Source organism: Rhodococcus sp. AB351 (genome assembly GCF_049538275.1).
GTDB lineage: Bacteria > Actinomycetota > Actinomycetes > Mycobacteriales > Mycobacteriaceae > Rhodococcus.
Window position 1 is genome coordinate 1 of record NZ_JBMVFW010000009.1, and the last position, 18,441, is coordinate 18,441.

Here is an 18,441-nt window from a genome sequence, read left to right on the forward strand (position 1 = left end):
ACCCGCACACGCAGCAGCAACCTGCGATCGGCGACCATCGCGGCCCGGAAAACGTCCCAGTCCGGATGCTCACCCTGCACCGCCCGATACAACTCGACGAGCTGTTCGACGGTGTCGTCGTGGGGATCGGTCGCCACCGGCGTCAGGTCGGCCTCGCCCTCCGCGACGGAGTAGGACCACTTGTCGTCGGAGTCGATGAACAGGCTCACACGCGGGTCGCGGCGCATGTTCCGGGTCTTCGCCCGATCGTCGGTGATGGAGACGGAGAACGTGCGGGTCGCGGGTTCGTACCGGTAGGTGATGTTCGACAGTTGGGGTCGTCCGTCGCGCTTGATCGTCGCGAGCGCGGCGATTCCGGTGGGCGGGAACAGGGCTTCGAGTGCACTCTCGTCGGCCGGCATGGCGCCCAGACTACGGCCGACCGTGCAGAATCGGGGCGGGTACCGGAGCCGAGCACGAAGGGCAGGCATGCTGGACTACGCGCGTTACTGCGGAGAGATCGTCGAACAGACGGAACTGCTGGTGGACTCACTGGCCGGGCAGGACATGACCACACCGGTGCCGTCGTGCCCGGGATGGAACGTCGGTCAGCTCGCGCGGCACATCGGCTACGGCCACCGCTGGGCGAGCGAGGCGGTCCGCGGTGAAGGGGCGATGCCGCGCACCGACCGCGCGATGAGGGAGCTGTCGGACTACGTCGACGAGAATCCGGACGAACTGATTCCGTGGTTGCGGGAAGGAGCGCGCGAACTCGACACCGCGCTGCGGGAGGTCGGTCCGAACATGCGGGTGTGGACACCGATCCCGGGCGGCAAGAAGACCCCGGAGTTCTTCGCCAGACGCTTCGCCCACGAGACCGTGGTGCATCGCGCCGACGCCGCGCTCGCACTGGGAGCGGACTTCGAGCCGGCTCACGATCTCGCGGTGGACTGCGTGGACGAATGGCTCGACCTGGCGGTGGTCACCTGGCCCCGACTCGATGTCGAACGGCACCGCGCGTTGCACGGACCCGACCGGACGTTGCACTTCCACGCGACGGACACGTCGGCGGAGTGGGTCGTGGACCTGACCGGCGAGGACTTCGCGTGGCGGCATGCCCATGAGAAGAGTGCCGTCGCGGTACGCGGACCGCTGACGGAATTGCTGTTGGTGCTCTATCGTCGGCGCGCTGTGGACGCAGCCGACGTGGAGGTCTTCGGCGACTCCGGGTTCCTGGCGTCCTGGCTCGACGTCAGTCCCTTCGGCTAGCCCGAAGGCAGAACGCACAGCGGGTGGCCGCACCGCGACGGTGCCCGACTTGTCGCACCGCGACGGCGAGGCGCGGCCACCCGCCTGCGAGTCAGACCGACAGGCGCGAGGTCGAGTACGCGTGGCGGATCGCGTCGAGCGCGCTGGTGCAGGGAATGTGCGCTTCCTGCAGCGAATGGATCACCTCGGCGGTCGGTCCGGACTGCTCGAAGGCGCTGCCGGCGGCGACGGCCCAGGCGACTTCGCCGGGCTCGAACGTCCGGGTGGGCTTCCATCCTCGCTGAGGAGCAAGTTCGCGCAGAGTGCTCCAGTGCGCGACCTCGTCCGCATCCGGACGTCCGATGAAAAGTAGGCGGTCGTGTCCCACGATGAACCCCTTCGTTCTTTCTCGTGCTTCGACAGGTAGGTCGTCGTCACTGTGTGCTTCGTTACATTTACCTGATCGAGAAGCGTCGCAGGTTTAGGACGTTCCACTATGTGGTACATCCGCCCGAATCCGAGGGAACTGTCCGACGAGGGCGGTCATCCACCGCCGTAGCGAGCCGCGAACGCGCCCGGCGTCATGCCCACGACCCTCGCGAAATCCCGAACGAAATGCGGCTGGTCGGCGTAACCGAGGACCGCGGCGACCTCCGACAACGAACCGGGTTTCTCGCGCAGGCGACCGGCGGCCTCCTGCAGTCGCCGCCGCTGGATCAGCCACTTCGGGGTCAGCCCGATCCGTCGCTGGACGAGGCGTTGCAGCGCGCGCTCGCCGAGACCGAACTCCGCGCGCACCTGCTCGACCCGCAGGACGTCGGAGTTCTCCTCGACGAACGCCACCACCCGGTTGACCAGTCGCCCCTCCTCATCGATCGGCAGATGGGCGCGCAGCACGTCGTCGAACGCCTCCGTCGCGGCGCGGTGCGACTCGCGAGAGTCCGGGCCGTGTGCCATCGCCTCCCGAACCCGCGTGATCAGACGCGCGCCGGCATCGCCGAGGACATCGGTGAGGTCGACGGCCCGGTCGGTGAACGCCGCGAGCGAGGTTCCGGTGATCAGGGCACCGGCCGCCGCGCTGAGCATGGACCCGACCGCCCAGCCCTCGCCGGTGAGGGTGACCGTGGACAGTCCGTGCTCGACACCGTAGAAGCGCGCGTAGTCGTGCGCGACCACCAGTTGGCAGACGGGATAGCGCAGCACCCGCTGGGGTGCCTCCCGGCCGGCCGGCACCGACCAGACGGGAATCCAGTACCGCTGCATCAGATCCGTGAGGTCGGGCGCGGCGGGATAGCGGTGGATGGTGTGCGAGGCGTCGTGCGGATCCTTCAGGTGGGCACGTTCGATGTCATCGCGACCGCCGACGCGTTCGGTGTCGTCGCGACCGCCGAGGGGATCGCCGCCGTCGGGTTTCATCAATACCTCGTCCTTGCCGGTCGTCAGTATCGAGTCATGAATACAACAGCACTGCGACACGCAGAGGCCGACAAGCCGCTCACCGACGTGATCTCGTCGCTTCGCGACACCGACTGGGACGCGCAGTCGCCGTGTGAGGGGTGGACGGCACGCGACGTCCTGGCCCACATCATCGACACGCAGCGGGACTTCTTCGCCGGACGCGGCGTCGACCCGGGCGAGCGGCCCGATACCGACCGCCCGGCCGAGGCGTGGAGGACGCACACGGCACGAATCGCCGAGATCCTCGCCGACGACGCACTCGTCTCGACGACCTACGACGGATACTTCGGGCCGACCACGGTGGGCGCGACCTTCCAGCAGTTCTACATCTGGGACATGCTCGTGCACCGCTGGGACATCGCGCGCAGCGCCGGGATCGATGCGACCTTCTCGGACGCCGAACTCGACCGGATGGAGGCCGGCGCCGACAGTTTCGGCGACGCGCTCTACATGGACGGTGTCTGCGCTCCGGCCGTGCCGGCTCCCGACGACGCGGACCGTACGAGCCGGATCCTCGCGAAGATGGGGCGCCGCACGGCCGCGTCGATCGGTTAGGCCGCGTTATCGTCGGTCGTATGAGCGAAACGATCCGCGTCGCGGACTACGTGCGCGAGGCGATCGCGGCCGGGCGGCCGGTCGTGGCGCTCGAATCGACGATCTTCACGCACGGACTCACCCGGCCACGCAACGTCGAGGTCGCGCTCGACACCGAGCAACGTCTGCGCGATTCCGGGGTGCTGCCCGCGACCATCGGGGTCGTCGACGGGACACCCACGGTGGGTCTGTCGGAACAGCAGATCCGCATGCTCGGCGCGGAGGACGTCCCGGTCGTCAAACTCGGCATCCGCGACCTGCCGGTCGCAGCGGCCAAGCAGCTGCACGGCGGGACGACGGTGTCGGCGACGGCGCTGCTCGCGCATCGTGCCGGGATCGACGTGTTCGCCACGGGTGGGCTCGGCGGCGTACACCGGGGGGCTGCGTCGACCTTCGACGAGAGCGCGGACCTCGTTGCGCTGGCGACACTTCCGATCGTGGTGGTGTGCGGCGGTGTCAAGTCCGTCCTCGACATCCCCGCGACCCTCGAACGGCTCGAGACGCTCGGGGTGATCGTGGTCGGCTACCGGACCACCCGCTTTCCCGGCTTCTACGTGCGCGACAGCGGCTGCGATGTCGACGAGGTGGAGTCGGCGCAGCAGGCCGCGGAGGTGGCCCGGGCTCGGGACGGGCTCGGTCTGCGGTCGGCGGTGCTCGTCGGGAATCCGGTGGCGGCCGAGGCGCAGATCGATCCGGAACTGCACGACCGCGTGCTCGCCGAGGCCGAACGCGCGGCCGTGGAGGCCGGGACACGGGGGAAGGCCATCACCCCGTTCCTGCTCGACCACATGCACCGGGCCACCGAGGGACGCTCGCTCGAGACGAATGTCGCGGTCTATCACGGGAACGTCGCGGTCGCCGCGGAGATCGCGCACGCGCTGGCGTCCTGATTTCTCACTGCAGGCCGACGGCCTGATTTCTCACTGCAAGCCGACGGCCTGATTCCTCACTGCAGGAGGAAGGCGGCGGTGGACGACGGCAGGGGAGTGCCGCGCCGGCGGTAGATCTCGGCGGGCCGGCCCGTGCCCTCCCTGCGCAGTTCGCCCGTGGGTTCGAGGCCGTGCAGCAGGTGCCTGCGGAATGTGTCCTTGGGATAGCTGCGGGCATAGACGGTTTCGTACAGCAGACGCAGGTCGAGCACGGTGAACTGCTCGCCGAGGAAGTTGCCGGGATCGACCTCGGCGGAGTACCGGCGGCGCAGGTCGGCGACGGCCAGGTCGACGATCTCGGCATGGTCGAAGGCGAGGTCGGCGGTCTCGGTCGTCGGCACGAGGTGCGCCTCGGCGGGGATCTCGGCGACCGGCACCGCGGCGCCGTGGGCCATCGACAGCACCCACCCGCGGTCGTCGCGCTCGGGATCGTCGAGCATGGCCAGCTGGTAGAAGTCCACGCCCGTGAGTCCGGCCTTGTCGCGCAGGGCGCGTTCGGCGGCCTCGGCGAGTCGCTCACCGGGGTGCAGGAAGGTGCCCGGGAGGGCGAAATTGCCGTCGGGACGTTCGACGACCAGCACCTTCAGTACTTCGTCGACGGTGAGGACCGCGACGTCCACGGCTACCGAGGGGCGCGGGTAGTCGGTGAGCGACCTGCCGGTCGAGTCGGTCGGTGTGCCCATGGTGGACATTCAATCATTGATGCGCTAACGTTAGCGCAGACTTGATCGAATAGAGGGGTTCATGGAAACGACCGCAGCACAGAACGACCGGGCCGCCGGAGTCCTGCTCGCCACCGCAGCAGGCGACGCACTCGGGGCCGGATACGAATTCACCTATCCGACGGACGCCACGCCCATCGACATGATCGGCGGCGGTCTCGGGCCGTTCGCGCCCGGTGAGTGGACCGACGACACCTCCATGGCCCTCGCCATCGCCGAGGTCTCGGCGACCGGCGTCGACATCGGTGAGGGCGCCGGACTCGACGCGGTCGCGGCGCAGTTCCTCCGCTGGTACGCCACGAACCCCAAGGACATCGGCAACCAGACGCGTGCCGTCCTGCGCGAGGCGGGCCCCACCGCCGCCACCATGACGGCGCGCGCCCGCAGCCTCCCGGGGCGCACCGGCGGCAACGGATCGCTCATGCGCACCGCACCCGTCGGGCTCGCCTACCTCGACGACGCCGAGCGGTGCCTGGCCGCGGCACATGCGATCAGCAGCCTCACCCACGCGGACGAGCAGGCCTCCGAGGCATGCCGGCTGTGGTCGTTCGCGATCCGTCACGCCGTCCTCCACGGCACCTTCGACGGGGTGCGGGTCGCGCTGACCCACTTGCCGCGGCCCGCCGCACAGCGGTGGACGGCGCTGCTCGACGAGGCCGAGACCGCGCCGAGCCCGCGCGTGTTCGACAACAACGGCTGGGTCGTCCATGCCCTGCAGGCCGCGTGGTGGGCGATCACGCATGCCCGCACCGACGGCCCCGGACACCTGCCGGAGGCACTCGAACTCGCCGTGCGCGCCGGCAACGACACCGACACGGTCGCGGCCATCGCGGGAGGACTGCTCGGGGCCCGGTGGGGTGCCTCCGCGGTGCCCGAGCGGTGGCGTCGCATGCTGCACGGATGGCCGGGCTACCGCGCGGACGACCTCGAGCGCCTCGGTCTGCTCACCGCGCGGAAGGGCTCCGGGGAAGGCGGGGTGACACGGCCTTCCTCCGGGAAGGTGGGGTGACACGGCCTTCCTCCGGGAAGGCGGGGTGACACTGCGGGTCGTCGAGGGGTGAGACTTCCCGAGATCCGCCGGATGCCTCCGCTCGCGGCTGTGATGCGGTAGACACGAGCCGTCGGCCGGATACTCGAGGAGGGATCGCACGTGGCTTCCATCGCACTTCCACGCATCATGCGCGTCGGCGGGGGCGCCGTCGACGAGATCGGGGAGGTCGTCGCCGGACTCGGACTCGCCCGGCCGCTGGTGGTGACCGACAAGTTCCTGGTCGGCACGGGTGCGGTGGATCGGATGGTCGCGCAGCTCGAGGCCGCCGGACTGCACCCCGCGGTCTTCGCCGAGACCGTGCCCGACCCCACCACCGCGTCGCTCGACGCGGGTGTCGCGGCGGTCGCCGAGCACGACGCCGACTGCGTGATCGGTTTCGGCGGGGGAAGCCCGATGGACACGGCCAAGGCACTCGGCCTGCTCGCCCGGCAGGGCGGCCACATGCGCGACTACAAGGCGCCGCGTAACAACATCGGTCCGGCGTTACCGGTGATCGCCGTGCCCACCACGGCGGGAAGCGGCTCGGAGGCAACCCAGTTCACGGTCATCAGCGACAGTGAGACCGACGAGAAGATGCTGTGCCCGGGTCTGGCCTTCCTGCCGGTCGCCGCGATCGTCGACTACCGGCTCACCCTGACGATGCCCCCGCGCCTGACCGCGGACACCGGCGTGGATGCACTCACCCACGCCATCGAGGCCTATGTCAGCAGGAAGGCGAACCCGTTCTCCGACAGCCTCGCGCTCGTCGCGATCGGCACCATCGGACAGGTGCTGCGACGCGTCTATGCGGACGGGCAGGATGCCGAGGCGCGCGAGCGGATGATGCTGGCCGCCACGCAGGCGGGCATCGCGTTCTCCAACTCCAGCGTCGCGCTCGTGCACGGCATGAGCCGGCCGATCGGCGCGCACTTCCACGTCGCGCACGGACTGTCGAACGCGATGCTGTTTCCCGCGGTCACCGAATTCTCCGTGGATGCCGCCGAGTCCCGCTATGCCGACTGCGCCCGTGCCCTCGGCGCGGCTTCGGCGGACGCCTCGGATGCGACCGCCGCCGCCGACCTGGTCGTCGCACTGAAGGAATTGTGCCGCGACGTGGAGGTGCCGACACCGAAGTCGTACGGCATCGACAAGCAGGCCTGGGACGAGAGGGTCCCGGTCATGGCCGAGCAGGCGCTGGCGTCGGGATCCCCGAACAACAACCCGAGGATCCCGACGGCCGACGAGATCCGCGAACTCTACGGGCGGATCTACGGCTGAGGGCGGCTCATTCGGGAGCCTGATCGTCGGGCTCGACCTTCTCCGTCCTCACCCGGTCCGCGACGTTGCCGGGCGCACCCTCCTCCTCGCGTTCCTTCTCGACCTTCTGCTCGAGCTTGTCCACGAGATGCTTGATCTTCTGGCCGGTGAGGTCGTCGTTGTCCTCGGGGCGGCCCGAACCGTGCTTGGGGGCGTTGTCCATCGACGTCCGTCCTTCGTTCGTAGGGTGCAGGGGAGCGGTACCCGAGCGCCGGAACCGTCAAACGGGCAACGGTTCTGCTCACGCCGATCAGCACCCTGTACGGGCGGGCCGATCCGGGCGATCATCGGGGCGGCCTGTCCGACGACGAAGGGGGACGAGGATGACCGTCACCGAGGAATTACTGAAGAACAACGAGACCTACGCGGCCGGCTTCTCCGGCCCGCTGCCGCTTCCGCCCAGCAAGCACATCGCGATCGTGGCGTGCATGGACGCCCGGCTCGACGTGTACCGGGCGCTCGGCATCGAGGAGGGCCAGGCCCACGTGATCCGCAACGCCGGCGGAGCCGTGACCGACGACGTGATCCGCTCGCTCACGATCAGCCAGCGACTGCTCGGCACCACCGAGATCGTGTTGGTCCACCACACCGACTGCGGCATGCTGACCTTCACCGACGACGAGTTCACGCGCGCGGTGCAGGACGAGATCGGTATCCGCCCGGCCTGGGCACCGGAGTCCTTCCGCGACCCGCACGAGGACGTGCGCAGTCGCTGCGCCGTATCGAGACGAGCCCGTTCGTCACGAAGACCACCTCGCTGCGCGGGTTCGTCTTCGACGTGGCCACCGGCAAGCTCGAGGAGACCGTGCCCGCCGCCTAGTTCAGAGTGGGAGTTCGGTCTCCTGCAGCCCGGGTGGAAGACTGCGTCGCCGGAACCATTCGACACCGAAGGCGGCGCGCAGGTGTTCCTCGGGCATGTTCAGCATCGGCCCGAAGTCGCCGATCTGCGACTCGTAGCCCACCATGGCTGCGCGTTTGGCGCCCAGCGCCGTCGCCACGTCCACGGCGGTGGTCAGTTCCGATTCCGGCAGGCCGAAGGTCTCGAGGTCCGGTGGGCGCACGTCGCCGGGGGTGTCCGGCAGCGCCGAGAGCAGCCGCATCAGATGGTCCCGGTTCGTGGATGCCTCGTAGACGGCGTCGTGCCCGGTGATCCGTTCGGCATGGACCCCGGCCCGGTGGACCTGGACGTGATCGGGATGGCCGTACCCGCCGTGCGCGTCGTAGATCGTGACGACATCGGCGCGTTCCTGCTCGATCACGGCGGCCAGCCTGGCGCCCACCTCGCTCGGATCGGCATTGGCGAAAGCATTCGGATCGTGATTGCCGGCGGTGCCGGCCATCCCCGAATCGCCGTATCCGAAGGGCACCACCCGTGCCGCACCCAGCGCCCGGGCCGATTCCTCGAGTTCCTTCGTGCGGCGGGCGGCGAGGGATTCGCCGGGCGCGAGCAGCCCGTCGGGATACTCGCCGCGGGCACCGTCGGTGGCGACGACGAGCACGACGCGATGCCCGGCGTCGGCGGCCCGGCGCATCACGCCACCGGTGAGGAACACCTCGTCGTCGGGGTGTGCGTGGAAGCACAGCAGAACGCTCATGGCGTTCATGCTGACACGCTGCCCGTCCGTTGCAGTGGTCAGTCCGACTCGCCGTAGCGGGCCGCGAGGTTCTCGGGCATCGGTTCGTGCCGCAGATACTGGCGGGCGAAATCGGCGGTGCCCTGCGTGATGGCCCGCAGTTCGACCGGATAGCGGCCGAGTTCGAGTTCGGGAACCTCCGCGCGCAGCAGGGCGACACCCGGCTCGGGGGATTCGGTGCCGAGCACCCGTCCGCGCCGGGCCGACAGATCACCGAGGACCGCGCCGAGATACTCCTCGGGCACGATCACCCGCACGGCGGCGACCGGTTCGAGTACGCGAACGGTGCTGTGCGCGGCCGCATCCCGCAGGGCCAGCCCGGCTGCGGCCTGGAAGGCCGCGTCGGACGAATCCACGGAGTGGGCCTTGCCGTCGACCAGGGTGACCTGCACGTCGACGAGCGGATATCCCGTCGTCACACCCTTCTCGGCCTGCGCGTACACGCCCTTCTCCACGGACGGGATGAACTGGCGCGGAACCGCACCGCCCACCACCTTCTCGGCGAAGACGACCCCGCTGCCCACCGGCAGTGGTTCGACCTCGACGTCGACGACCGCGTACTGGCCGTGCCCGCCGGATTGTTTGACGAGCCTGCCGTGGCCTTTCGCGGGGCCGGCGAAGGTCTCCTTCAGCGGCACCCGATGCTCGACCGTGTCGACCTGGACACCGTGCCGGGTGCGCAATCGTTCGAGGACCAGTTCGGCGTGCGCCTCACCCGTGCACCACAGCACGAGCTGGTGGGTCTCGGGATTCTGCTCGACGCGCAGCGCGGGATCCTCGGAGGCGAGGCGCGACAGGGCCTGGGACAGCTTGTCGTCGTCGGTGCGGGTGTGTGCCTCGATCGCGACGGGGAGCAGAGGAGTCGGGGTGGGCCACCGGTCGAGTGGGACCGGATGGTCGGGGTCGTACAGGACGTCGCCGGGTTGTGCCGTCGCGAGCTTCCCGACGGAGGCGATGTCTCCCGCCACGGCCTCGCCGACCGGGCGCTGTTGCTTGCCGAACGGGCTCGTCAGGGCAGGAATGCGTTCGCGGCTGTCGCGGTCGCCGTCGGCCAGCGCGACGATCGTGTCGGGTCGCAGCGTGCCGGAGTAGACGCGCACCAGGCTGATCCGCCCGACATAGGAGTCGCCGGCCACGCGCACGACCTGCGCGGCGAGCGGACCGTCCGGATCGCACGGCGGTGCCCCGCGACCGCGCTGCGTCGGTGCGGGGAATCCGGTGGTGATCAACTCGAGCAGTTCGACGGCGCCGATCCCTGTCTCGTCGGCGGGGACGGCCGGGTGCAGGGTGCACGCCAGGATCTCGCGGGTGAGTCCTTCCTGCAGGGAGGCCGTGTCGAGTTGCTCGCCGGCGATGAACCGTTCCATGAGCGTGTCGTCCTGGCCGGAGATGGCCTCCACGAGGCTCTCGCGCGCTTCGGTGGACACCGGGCACGGACCGGGTTCGCCGTAGCTGCGGCCCGTCAGCAGACCCATCGACCCGATCGGGCGGTCGCCGTCGTAGACGGGATAGAACATGGCCCGCAGGGTGTCCGGTCCCAATCCGAATGCGTCGTGGCAGTCGGTGAGCATGTCGTCGAAGCTGTGCCGGGCGACGTCGAGTTTGTTCACCACGATCGCGCGGGGGATCGCCTCGTCGTCGCATTCGCGCCAGAGCGCGCGGGTCGCGGCGCTGATGGGATCGGTGGCGGAGACGACGAAGATCGCCGCATCGGCAGCGTGCAGACCCGCGCGGACCTCGGCGTCGAAGTCGGGATGTCCCGGTGTGTCGATCAGGTTGATCTTGATGTCGTTCCATTCGAGGGGCACGACGGACAGCTGCACCGACCGGCGGTGGCGCTGCTCGATCTCCTCGTAGTCGGACACCGTGGTGCCCTCGGCCACGCGCCCGGCGCGCCCGACGGCGCCCGCTGCGACGGCGAGGGATTCGGTGAGGGTGGTTTTCCCGGAGCCGCTGCACCCCACCAGGGCAACGTTGCGGATCCGGTCGGGACTGTCGGCGGTCGGTGCCTGCCGGCTGCGTGCTGCGGAGCGATCGGGCATCGAGCTACTCCCTCGTGTGACCTGCAGCACAGTCTAAGGCATTCCGATGGTGCCTCCGGGGAGGATCGCAACACGCGCTCGAGGCTCGCAACGCCACCGGTGACCGATGGTGTTGCGAGCCTCGACGTGATGATGCGTACCCCGGCCTGCTCAGTACACGTCGCGCACGTACCGCTTCTCGCGCTTGAGGGTGGTGACGTACTCGGCGGCCTGCTCGTCGCTCATGCCGCCGTGCTCGGCGATGATCTCGTGCAGTGCACGGTCGACGTCCTTCGCCATCCGCGACGCGTCGCCGCAGATGTAGAAGTGTCCGCCCTCCTCGAGCCACGCGAACAGCTCCGCGCCGTGTTCCTTCATGCGGGTCTGCACGTAGATCTTCTCGGCCTGATCGCGGGAGAACGCCAGGTCCAGGCGCGTGAGCACACCCGAGTCGGCGAACTCGGTCAGCTCGTCCTCGTAGATGTAGTCGCAGCCGCGCTTCTGGTCGCCGAAGAACAGCCAGTTCTTCCCCGTCGCTCCCCGCGCCTTCCGCTCCTGCAGGAAGCCGCGGAAGGGCGCGATGCCGGTGCCCGGACCGACCATGATCATCGGTGCGGTGTCGTCGGCGGGGACGCGGAAGGCCTTGTTCTTCGACACGAAGATGCCGACCCTGCTCTCACCGACACGATCGGCGAGGAAGGTCGAGCACACCCCGCGACGCTCGCGGCCGTCGGTGCCGTAGCGCACCGCCGCGACCGTCAGGTGCACCGAACCGTCGCACGCGTTCGGGCTCGACGAGATCGAGTACGCCCGGTGCTGCAGCGGGCGCAGCAGCGCCAGGAACTGCTCGGCCGACAGCTCGGGCGCGGGATCGAGCAGGAGCACGTCGAGAATGTCGCGGCCCCACAGCCATTCGTCGAGTGCGGCCTTGTCGCCGTGCCGCAGCACGTAGGTGAGTTCCTCGTTGCCCGTGTGCTTCTCGATCTCCTCGAGGAGATCGACGGACGGAGCGGTGATCTCGTAGTTGTAGGTGAGCAGATGCTCGAGCGTGTCGTCGTGACCCTCGGGGACGGTCGCGCCGTCGAGACCGAGCCGACCGAGGATCGCGTGCACGAGTTCGGTGTCGTTGACGGGCACCACGTTCAGCGCGTCGCCCGCTTCGTATTCGAGACCGGAATCGGCGAGCGCGAACTCGTAGTGCCGGATCTCCTTGGCCGAGTCCGCCCCGGACAACAACACGTTCGACGTCAACACCGCCGGATAGGGATTCTTGCGGGTCCACTGCGACTTCGCCCGGGCCGGTGCCGCCGGTGCCGCGGGGGCGGGAGCGCCGTCGCCCACGATGCCCTCGACGGCCGCGACGAGCGGCAGCGTCTCCGCGATCCACGTCGCGGCGAGCTCCTCGAACTCGACGTCGCAGTCCACCCGCGGCACGATGCGCTGCGCACCGAGCTGCTCGAGCCGCATGTCGATGAGCTTGCCCGCCTGGCAGAACCCGTCGTAACCGGTGTCGCCGAGGGCGAGCACCGCGAAGTTCATGCCGTCGAGACGCGGGGCGCTCTCGGCCGACAGTGCCTCCCAGAACAGCTCGGCGTTGTCGGGCATCTCGCCCTCGCCGTAGGTGGACGTGACGATCAGGACCTGACCCAGACCGGCGAACCGGTCGAGGTCCATGTCGTCGAGAGCACACACGACGGGCGCGAAGCCCTGGGCACGCGCCGCGACCGCGGCGTCCTCGGCGACGGCTTCGGCATTGCCGGTCTGCGAGCCGTAGAGCACGTGCAGAGCGGGTGCCGAGCCGGCGGTCCCGGCATCGTCGGCGGGACCACCGGAGAACAGGCGGGTCTGCATCCCGGCGACGAAGCCGGAGAGCCACGACCGCTGATCGGCGGTGAACGGAGCGTCGAGGGGAATGAACGGGCCGGTGGTGGTCACGCGGAGACTCCCATCGTGGAGGTGAGGACGTTCGGGACGGCGTTGCGTGCGAACAGTTCCTCGTAACCGGGCAGGCGACCTGCGGCGTCGAGATTCTTGCGGCTCTGCAAGAGGATCCAGCCGTAGGTACCGGGCGCATCGACCGAGCGGACGTTGCGCAGGGCCAGGGCCTGCTTGTAGTCGTTGAGGCGCTTGTCGGCGACCAGCGCCGCGAGCTGCTCGTCGGTGTGGTCGGCGATCGCCGCGAGGGCGTAGCGCTCGAGCTTCGCGACGAGGAAGAAGTCCTCGGTGAGCAGCAGATTGCGTGCGGCCTTCTGCACCGCCGGATCCGACACGTCGGTGGCGCCGGGGACCTTCTGCAGCGCCATCTCCTGCGCGGCGGCGAGCACCGTGTAGTTGTTGAGCAGCGCGTACATGGCCTCGGTGTCGGTCGCGTCCGGGGTGACACCACCGGCGACGGGAACACCCGAGCGGTAGTTCTCCTTGAACTTGCGCACCTGGTGCGCGACCAGCGCGGTGGCGACCTCGGCGGCGAGGTCCTTGCGCGACGCTGCGGCGAGGATCTCGCCGAGGTCCTGGTACTGCAGCAGCGCGCGCGGCATGCCGTACGCGAAGCGGTGCTGCTCGACCTGCCAGTTGTCGATCAGGAAGCGGGCCTTCACCGAACCGGTCGCCTCGACGTGCAGGTGCAGCAGCTGCAGTACCGCGGCGTTGTGGATCGCGGCCTGCGGGTCGTCGCCGGTGATCGACCCGAGGACGATCGAGTCGGCGCTGGCCTTGCGGGGGAGCAGGCCCTCGGGGTCGTACTGGTAGACGAACCCGCCCGACATGCCGTTGCCGAAGCCCTTGCCGAACTCGCCGATGTTGAGCACCGCACCGTTGGTCATGTACTCGCAGGCGAACTCGCCGACACCCTCGACGACGGCGGTGGCACCGGAGTTGCGCACCGCGAAGCGGTCGCCGGCCTCGCCCTCGACGAACAGGCGACCGCCGGTCGCACCGAAGAGTGCGAAGTTGCCGATGAGCACGTTGCCACCGCGATCGTCGCTGCCGCCGCCGGGGGAGCGCAGCACGATCTGCCCACCGCACTGGCCCTTGCCGACGCCGTCGTTGGCGGTACCGGTGTGCACGATGTGCATGCCGTCGTTGCAGAACGCCCCGAAGGACAGGCCCGCCGAACCGGAGGTGGTGATGGTGACGGTGCCGTCGCGCAACCAGCGGCGTCCACGCTCGTCGTCGAGCACGGCCGGCAGGGCGCCGAGATCCTCGTGGTTGAGCATGCGCTCGATGTCGATCGCCAGCTGCGCGCCGACGCTCTTGTTGTTGTTCGTCAGCTGCACGCCGTCGCCGAGCGAGACGGTGAGCTCCTTCGCATCGACGAGGGCCTCGCGCAGCCGGGCCACCCACGCGTCGTCGAGCGAGTAGTCCTTCTCCATGTAGACCGGGTTGTCGATGTGCACCTCGGGCAGCACCGCGAGCATCGCCCGCAGATCCAGCCGGCCCACGCTCGACGGGTGGTCGAGCAGGTGCAGCAGGTCGGCGCGGCCACGCGCGTCGCGCAGCGACCGCAGACCCAGGCGGGCGAGCAGTTCCCGGGTCTCGTGCGCGACGTTGAGCAGGTACTGGGCCATCGCCCGCGGATCACCGTTGAACACTTCGGGATTCGTGGTCAGACCTGCCGGGCACTTGACATTGCAGTTCTTCGCCATGACGCAGCCGAGCATCATCAGCGCGGTGGTGCCGAACTCGAAGCTGTCGGCGCCGAGCAGCGCGGAGACGATGACGTCCGACGCGGTCTGGTGCGCACCCGAGCAGCGCAGCACGACCTTGTCGCGCAGACCGTTGGCCGTGAGGGCCTGGTGGACCTCGGCGACACCGATCTCCGCGGACCGGCCCGCGTACTTCAGCGAGGTCACCGAGGCGGCGCCCGTGCCGCCGGTGTTGCCGGCGACGTTGATGACGTCGGCGCCCGCCTTCGCGACACCCACGGCGATCGTGCCGATGCCCTCCGAGGAAACGAGCTTGACGATCACCCGCACCCGCGCCGCCTTGGCGTCGTGGATGAGCTGGGCGAGGTCCTCGATCGAGTAGGTGTCGTGGTGCGGCGGCGGCGAGACCAGCTCGACGCCCGGCGTGGCGCCACGTGCCGCGGCGATCTCCACGGTGACCTTCTTGGCGGGAAGCTGGCCGCCCTCGCCGGGCTTGGCGCCCTGCGCGATCTTGATCTCGATCTCCTCGAGCATCGGATCGGCGAGGTAACCGGCCCACACACCGAAGCGGCCGGACGCGAACTGCTTGATACGCGAGCCGCGGATGGTGCCGTAGCGGGAGATGTGCTCGCCGCCCTCACCGCAGTTCGACATGCCGCCCACCATGTTGGTGCCGTGGGCGACGGCCTCGTGGGCGTTGGAGTTGAGCGCGCCGTGGCTCATCGCACCCGACGCGAGCGCCGGGGTGATCTCGTGGGCCGGCTGCACCCGGTCGAGCCGCACGCTCAGCGGGGCCTGACGGACCTGCTCGAGATAGCGCGCGGCATCACCGATCGCGTGCACGGTCAGGGTGTCGCCGTAGCAGCGGTGCGAGACGATGGCGTCCCCGAAGCGGGCGACGAGCGAGGCCGCGAGCGCATCGGGACGACGGTGGTCGTCGGCGAGCGGACCGGTCAGACGCAGCACGAACTCGCTCTCACCGACCCGAGCTGCGGAGATCCCGCGCACGAGCATCGAGTTGTTGCCGAACCGCGCGAAGCGGCCCATCTCCTTGGTGAAGTCCTCGGCGGTGACGGCGTAGGTGACGTCGGCCGGCAGGGCGAGCACGTCGCGCAACGCCGCGGGACGCTGCGCGCGCTCGTCGGCCATCGTGCGGGCGAACGCGCGGTAGCCCGGGGTGATCTCGAAGGCATCGATCTCGGCGGGTGTCAGGGCGCGGAAGCCGCCGTAGCGGTACGACGCGTCGTCGAGACCGTGCGCGTCGGAGAGGCGGTGCAGCGGCAGCAGACGCAGCGCGTCGGTCAGATCCGGCTCGGCCTCCTTCTCGACGGGCAGCGTGAACGGCTCCTCGGTCATGTCCACGAAGCCGCGCACGGCGGTCGTGCCGAACGAGTGACCGGCGCCCTCGGCGCGCTCCTTGAACAGACCCAGCAGCGGGACGTCCTTCTCCGTCTCGACCGTGAGAGCGCGACGGTGCCAGTCGGCGACGGCCTGCGCGAGGGTGGTGAAGCCGACACCGCCGACCGGGGACTTCACGTTCGGGAACCAGCGCGCGAGCACCTCGTCGCTCGTGTCGAGATAGCTCGGCTCGAAGAACTCACCGCCGATGTACGACTCGACGGTGCACAGGCCGACGCGTCCCATCGTCTTCATGAGCGACTTCTCGGCCGCCTTGCGGAACTTCAGGAAGGCCGCGTCGGCATCGTCGCCGAACTTCTCCTCGGCGCGCATCTGCACCGTGAGCGGATACACCGCAGCGGCACCGAAACCGAGGGTCGCAGCGATGTGGTGCGACGAGAACAGCTGTCCGGACTCGACGATGACGGACACGCGCAGACGCAGTCCCTCGTCGATCAGGCGCTGGTTGACGGCGGCGACGGTGAGTACCATCGGCAGTCCGGCGCGGTCGGTGGAGACGTGGCGGTCGGTGAGCACGGCGATGCCACCGGATTCGCGGGCGAAATCGGCAATGGCCTCGGCAGTACCGTCGATCGCGGCGGCGAGTGCGGCCGCGTTCGCCTTGGCGTCGTCGAAGACGGGGGAGTACAGCATCTCGAAACGCCGCACCGGGGTGTCGGACTGCTCGCGGATACGCAGCATGTCGAGGTGCGTGAGGATCGGGGTGGGCACCACGATCTGGGTCGCGAACGAGGCGGGAGCACCGCTACCGGGGCGAGCGCCGAGCGCGACGCGCAGGGTCATGCCGTCCGCCTCGCGGATCGAGTCCAGCGACGGGTTGGTGACCTGGGCGAAGCGCTGCGAGAAGTACTTGGCCACACCGCCTTCCTGATCCGACAGCGCATTGATGGCGTTGCCGTAGCCCATCGCGGAGATGCGCTCCTGACCCGACGCGAGCATCGGGTCGAGCATGAACCGGAAGGACTCCTGGTTGATGCTGTAGGACACGTAGCGCTGGTAACGCTCGAGATCGCCGTTGTAGCGCAGCGGGGAACCGGCCTTCTCGGCGGGAACCTCGGGCAGGGCATCGAGATCGCGGCGGGCCTCGTCGACGAGCGACGCGTAATCCTGCCGGGCAGCAAGAAGTTCGAGTGCCTCGACGGTTCCGTAGGAGCGGCGCGTGCGGTGATCGAAGTACAGCATGCCGCCGGCCTCGATGCGGCCGCGGCGCAGCACGGTCTCGGGCGCGAAATCGAACTGACCGGCCTCGGAGGTGACGGCGAGGTACTCCTCGGTCTCCACGGTGCGCAGCGGGCGCAGGCCGAGGCGGTCGAGGCGCGCGCCGACGACGGTGCCGTTGCCGAAGATCAGCGCGGCGGGACCGTCGTTCTTCTCCTCGTACAGCGAGAAGAACTCGAGCATCGCGCGGACCGGCGGCGACAGCTCGGTGTCGTTCTCCCAGGCCGGCGGCATCATCTGCACGACGGCGGTGACGAGGTCGAGGTCGTTGTGGGCGATGCGCGAGGCCAGGGTCTGGTCGAAGCGGCAGCTGTCGGACTGTCCCGGCGGGCGGATGATGTCGCGGCCCATCGCGCGGGCGAGGGCGCCCTCGAACAGCCGGTTCTTGCGATCGGTGTTCAGTTCGCCGTTGTGCGCCATGAGGCGGAACGGCTGAGCCATCGTCGGATGCGGATCGGTGTTCGTCGAGAACCGGGTGTGGAAGAACAGGGTGTGCACCGCGTGCCGCGGATCGGTGAGATCGCGGAAGTACGGGATGACCTCGTGAGAGTTCAAGCGGTTCTTGAGAACCTGCGTGCGTGCACTGAGCGAGAGGGGGTACAGCCCGCCCAGTTCGGGCTCGGTGTAGGCGCGGGCCTCGACCTCGAGGAGCACGTCGTGCAGCAGTCGGTCGAACTCGTCGACGGTCTCGCACGCGTCGGGCCGGGTGAAGATCCACTGACGGATCGGCAGCTGGTATTTCGTTGCGGCAGGACGCAACACGCTGTCGTCGACGGGAACGTCGCGCACCGTGAGCACGGTGACCCCGGCTCCGGCGAGTGCCGACGAGACGAGTTCCTCGGCATCGGCATGCGCCGCGGGATCGGTGGGGAGGAAGAAGTTTCCGACACCGAAGTGCCCTTCCTGCAAGGGCTTTCCGGTGATCTCGGAGAAGAAGGCGACCGACAGGTCCACGTTGATGCCGGCTCCGTCGCCGACACCCTCGGCGGACATGCCACCGCGGTGCGGCACGACGCACAGGGCCTCGTGGCCGCGGGTGAGCACGTCGTGGGTCTGCACGCCGTCCTTGCGGGTGATGAAACCGACACCACAACTGCTCTTGTCCAGCGTGCTGTCGTACAGGCCGGTGTCACTGGCGTGCGTCACGGACGTCCTCCTCGGTGCATCGAATTCGGCGTCGACCGGCAGTGACGATGCGAAGAAGGGGAACGCGTGGGAAGGCGCAGCT

14 protein-coding genes and 1 pseudogene are annotated in these 18,441 nt (G+C 69.2%); 6 read left to right on the top strand and 9 right to left on the bottom strand.

Going from position 1 to position 18,441, the window contains the following annotated elements:
• A partial coding sequence (locus ACPCXD_RS17445) for a PPOX class F420-dependent oxidoreductase (protein WP_423660578.1) occupies window positions 1-410 on the bottom strand: 410 nt, incomplete at its 3' end.
• 58 nt (window positions 411-468) lie between these two features.
• Here ACPCXD_RS17445 and ACPCXD_RS17450 point away from each other — a divergent pair.
• Window positions 469-1,248 (top strand): maleylpyruvate isomerase family mycothiol-dependent enzyme, encoded by a 780-nt coding sequence (locus ACPCXD_RS17450; protein ID WP_088898739.1) that lies wholly within the window; start codon window positions 469-471, stop codon window positions 1,246-1,248.
• A gap of 91 nt (window positions 1,249-1,339) precedes the next feature.
• Here the strand turns inward: ACPCXD_RS17450 and ACPCXD_RS17455 are convergent, their stop codons facing one another.
• The gene (locus ACPCXD_RS17455) at window positions 1,340-1,615 is read right to left on the bottom strand and encodes a hypothetical protein (protein WP_016692063.1); all 276 of its coding nucleotides are present in this window, start codon (window positions 1,613-1,615) and stop codon (window positions 1,340-1,342) included.
• A gap of 155 nt (window positions 1,616-1,770) precedes the next feature.
• On the bottom strand, window positions 1,771-2,643 hold the full coding sequence (locus tag ACPCXD_RS17460; protein ID WP_423660521.1) for a helix-turn-helix domain-containing protein: 873 nt from the start codon (window positions 2,641-2,643) through the stop codon (window positions 1,771-1,773).
• A 36-nt stretch (window positions 2,644-2,679) separates the two neighbouring features.
• Here ACPCXD_RS17460 and ACPCXD_RS17465 point away from each other — a divergent pair, with 36 nt between their 5' ends.
• Both ACPCXD_RS17465 and ACPCXD_RS17470 read left to right on the top strand, forming a co-directional pair.
• The gene (locus tag ACPCXD_RS17465) at window positions 2,680-3,240 is read left to right on the top strand and encodes a maleylpyruvate isomerase family mycothiol-dependent enzyme (RefSeq protein ID WP_160876217.1); all 561 of its coding nucleotides are present in this window, start codon (window positions 2,680-2,682) and stop codon (window positions 3,238-3,240) included.
• Window positions 3,241-3,260: 20 nt separating this feature from the next.
• Window positions 3,261-4,169 (top strand): pseudouridine-5'-phosphate glycosidase, encoded by a 909-nt coding sequence (locus ACPCXD_RS17470; protein WP_423660523.1) that lies wholly within the window; start codon window positions 3,261-3,263, stop codon window positions 4,167-4,169.
• 56 nt (window positions 4,170-4,225) lie between these two features.
• Here ACPCXD_RS17470 and ACPCXD_RS17475 read toward each other — a convergent pair whose 3' ends face one another.
• Window positions 4,226-4,891, bottom strand: coding sequence for an NrtR DNA-binding winged helix domain-containing protein (locus ACPCXD_RS17475; protein ID WP_160876213.1), 666 nt, complete (start codon window positions 4,889-4,891; stop codon window positions 4,226-4,228).
• 61 nt (window positions 4,892-4,952) lie between these two features.
• Here ACPCXD_RS17475 and ACPCXD_RS17480 point away from each other — a divergent pair, with 61 nt between their 5' ends.
• Window positions 4,953-5,939 carry an ADP-ribosylglycohydrolase family protein gene (locus ACPCXD_RS17480; RefSeq protein WP_258260434.1) on the top strand — a complete coding sequence of 329 codons (987 nt, stop codon included), beginning with the start codon at window positions 4,953-4,955 and terminating at the stop codon, window positions 5,937-5,939.
• Window positions 5,940-6,107: 168 nt separating this feature from the next.
• Window positions 6,108-7,238 carry an iron-containing alcohol dehydrogenase gene (locus ACPCXD_RS17485; protein WP_423660579.1) on the top strand — a complete coding sequence of 377 codons (1,131 nt, stop codon included), beginning with the start codon at window positions 6,108-6,110 and terminating at the stop codon, window positions 7,236-7,238.
• A gap of 7 nt (window positions 7,239-7,245) precedes the next feature.
• Here the strand turns inward: ACPCXD_RS17485 and ACPCXD_RS17490 are convergent, their stop codons facing one another.
• Window positions 7,246-7,440: a hypothetical protein gene (locus ACPCXD_RS17490; protein WP_006552878.1), complete on the bottom strand. Its 195-nt coding sequence runs from the start codon at window positions 7,438-7,440 to the stop codon at window positions 7,246-7,248.
• 160 nt (window positions 7,441-7,600) lie between these two features.
• Here ACPCXD_RS17490 and ACPCXD_RS17495 point away from each other — a divergent pair.
• Window positions 7,601-8,097: pseudogene (locus tag ACPCXD_RS17495) on the top strand (beta-class carbonic anhydrase).
• 1 nt (window position 8,098) lies between these two features.
• Here ACPCXD_RS17495 and ACPCXD_RS17500 read toward each other — a convergent pair.
• The 4 genes from ACPCXD_RS17500 to ACPCXD_RS17515 all read right to left on the bottom strand — a co-directional run bounded on the left by ACPCXD_RS17500 (window position 8,099) and on the right by ACPCXD_RS17515 (window position 18,359).
• A complete protein-coding gene (locus ACPCXD_RS17500; RefSeq protein ID WP_423660526.1) occupies window positions 8,099-8,872 on the bottom strand; it encodes a PIG-L deacetylase family protein in 774 nt (257 codons plus the stop codon).
• 38 nt (window positions 8,873-8,910) lie between these two features.
• A complete protein-coding gene (locus ACPCXD_RS17505; RefSeq protein ID WP_423660528.1) occupies window positions 8,911-10,953 on the bottom strand; it encodes an elongation factor G-like protein EF-G2 in 2,043 nt (680 codons plus the stop codon).
• 150 nt (window positions 10,954-11,103) lie between these two features.
• Entirely contained in the window at window positions 11,104-12,867 is a 1,764-nt protein-coding gene (locus tag ACPCXD_RS17510; RefSeq protein WP_088898730.1) for a sulfite reductase subunit alpha, read from the bottom strand.
• Window positions 12,864-18,359 (bottom strand): glutamate synthase-related protein, encoded by a 5,496-nt coding sequence (locus tag ACPCXD_RS17515; protein WP_423660530.1) that lies wholly within the window; start codon window positions 18,357-18,359, stop codon window positions 12,864-12,866. The genes ACPCXD_RS17510 and ACPCXD_RS17515 overlap by 4 nt, the downstream gene beginning before the upstream one ends.
• Window positions 18,360-18,441 lie beyond the last annotated feature (82 nt).

What these genes read in the sequence shown, in the direction of transcription:
- ACPCXD_RS17450 (WP_088898739.1), top strand. Translation starts at nt 469, where the DNA reads ATGCTGGACTACGCGCGTTACTGCGGAGAGATCGTCGAACAGACGGAA.
- ACPCXD_RS17460 (WP_423660521.1), bottom strand. Translation starts at nt 2,643, where the DNA reads ATGAAACCCGACGGCGGCGATCCCCTCGGCGGTCGCGACGACACCGAA.
- ACPCXD_RS17465 (WP_160876217.1), top strand. Translation starts at nt 2,680, where the DNA reads ATGAATACAACAGCACTGCGACACGCAGAGGCCGACAAGCCGCTCACC.
- ACPCXD_RS17470 (WP_423660523.1), top strand. Translation starts at nt 3,261, where the DNA reads ATGAGCGAAACGATCCGCGTCGCGGACTACGTGCGCGAGGCGATCGCG.
- ACPCXD_RS17475 (WP_160876213.1), bottom strand. Translation starts at nt 4,891, where the DNA reads ATGGGCACACCGACCGACTCGACCGGCAGGTCGCTCACCGACTACCCG.
- ACPCXD_RS17480 (WP_258260434.1), top strand. Translation starts at nt 4,953, where the DNA reads ATGGAAACGACCGCAGCACAGAACGACCGGGCCGCCGGAGTCCTGCTC.
- ACPCXD_RS17485 (WP_423660579.1), top strand. Translation starts at nt 6,108, where the DNA reads ATGCGCGTCGGCGGGGGCGCCGTCGACGAGATCGGGGAGGTCGTCGCC.
- ACPCXD_RS17490 (WP_006552878.1), bottom strand. Translation starts at nt 7,440, where the DNA reads ATGGACAACGCCCCCAAGCACGGTTCGGGCCGCCCCGAGGACAACGAC.
- ACPCXD_RS17500 (WP_423660526.1), bottom strand. Translation starts at nt 8,872, where the DNA reads ATGAGCGTTCTGCTGTGCTTCCACGCACACCCCGACGACGAGGTGTTC.
- ACPCXD_RS17505 (WP_423660528.1), bottom strand. Translation starts at nt 10,953, where the DNA reads ATGCCCGATCGCTCCGCAGCACGCAGCCGGCAGGCACCGACCGCCGAC.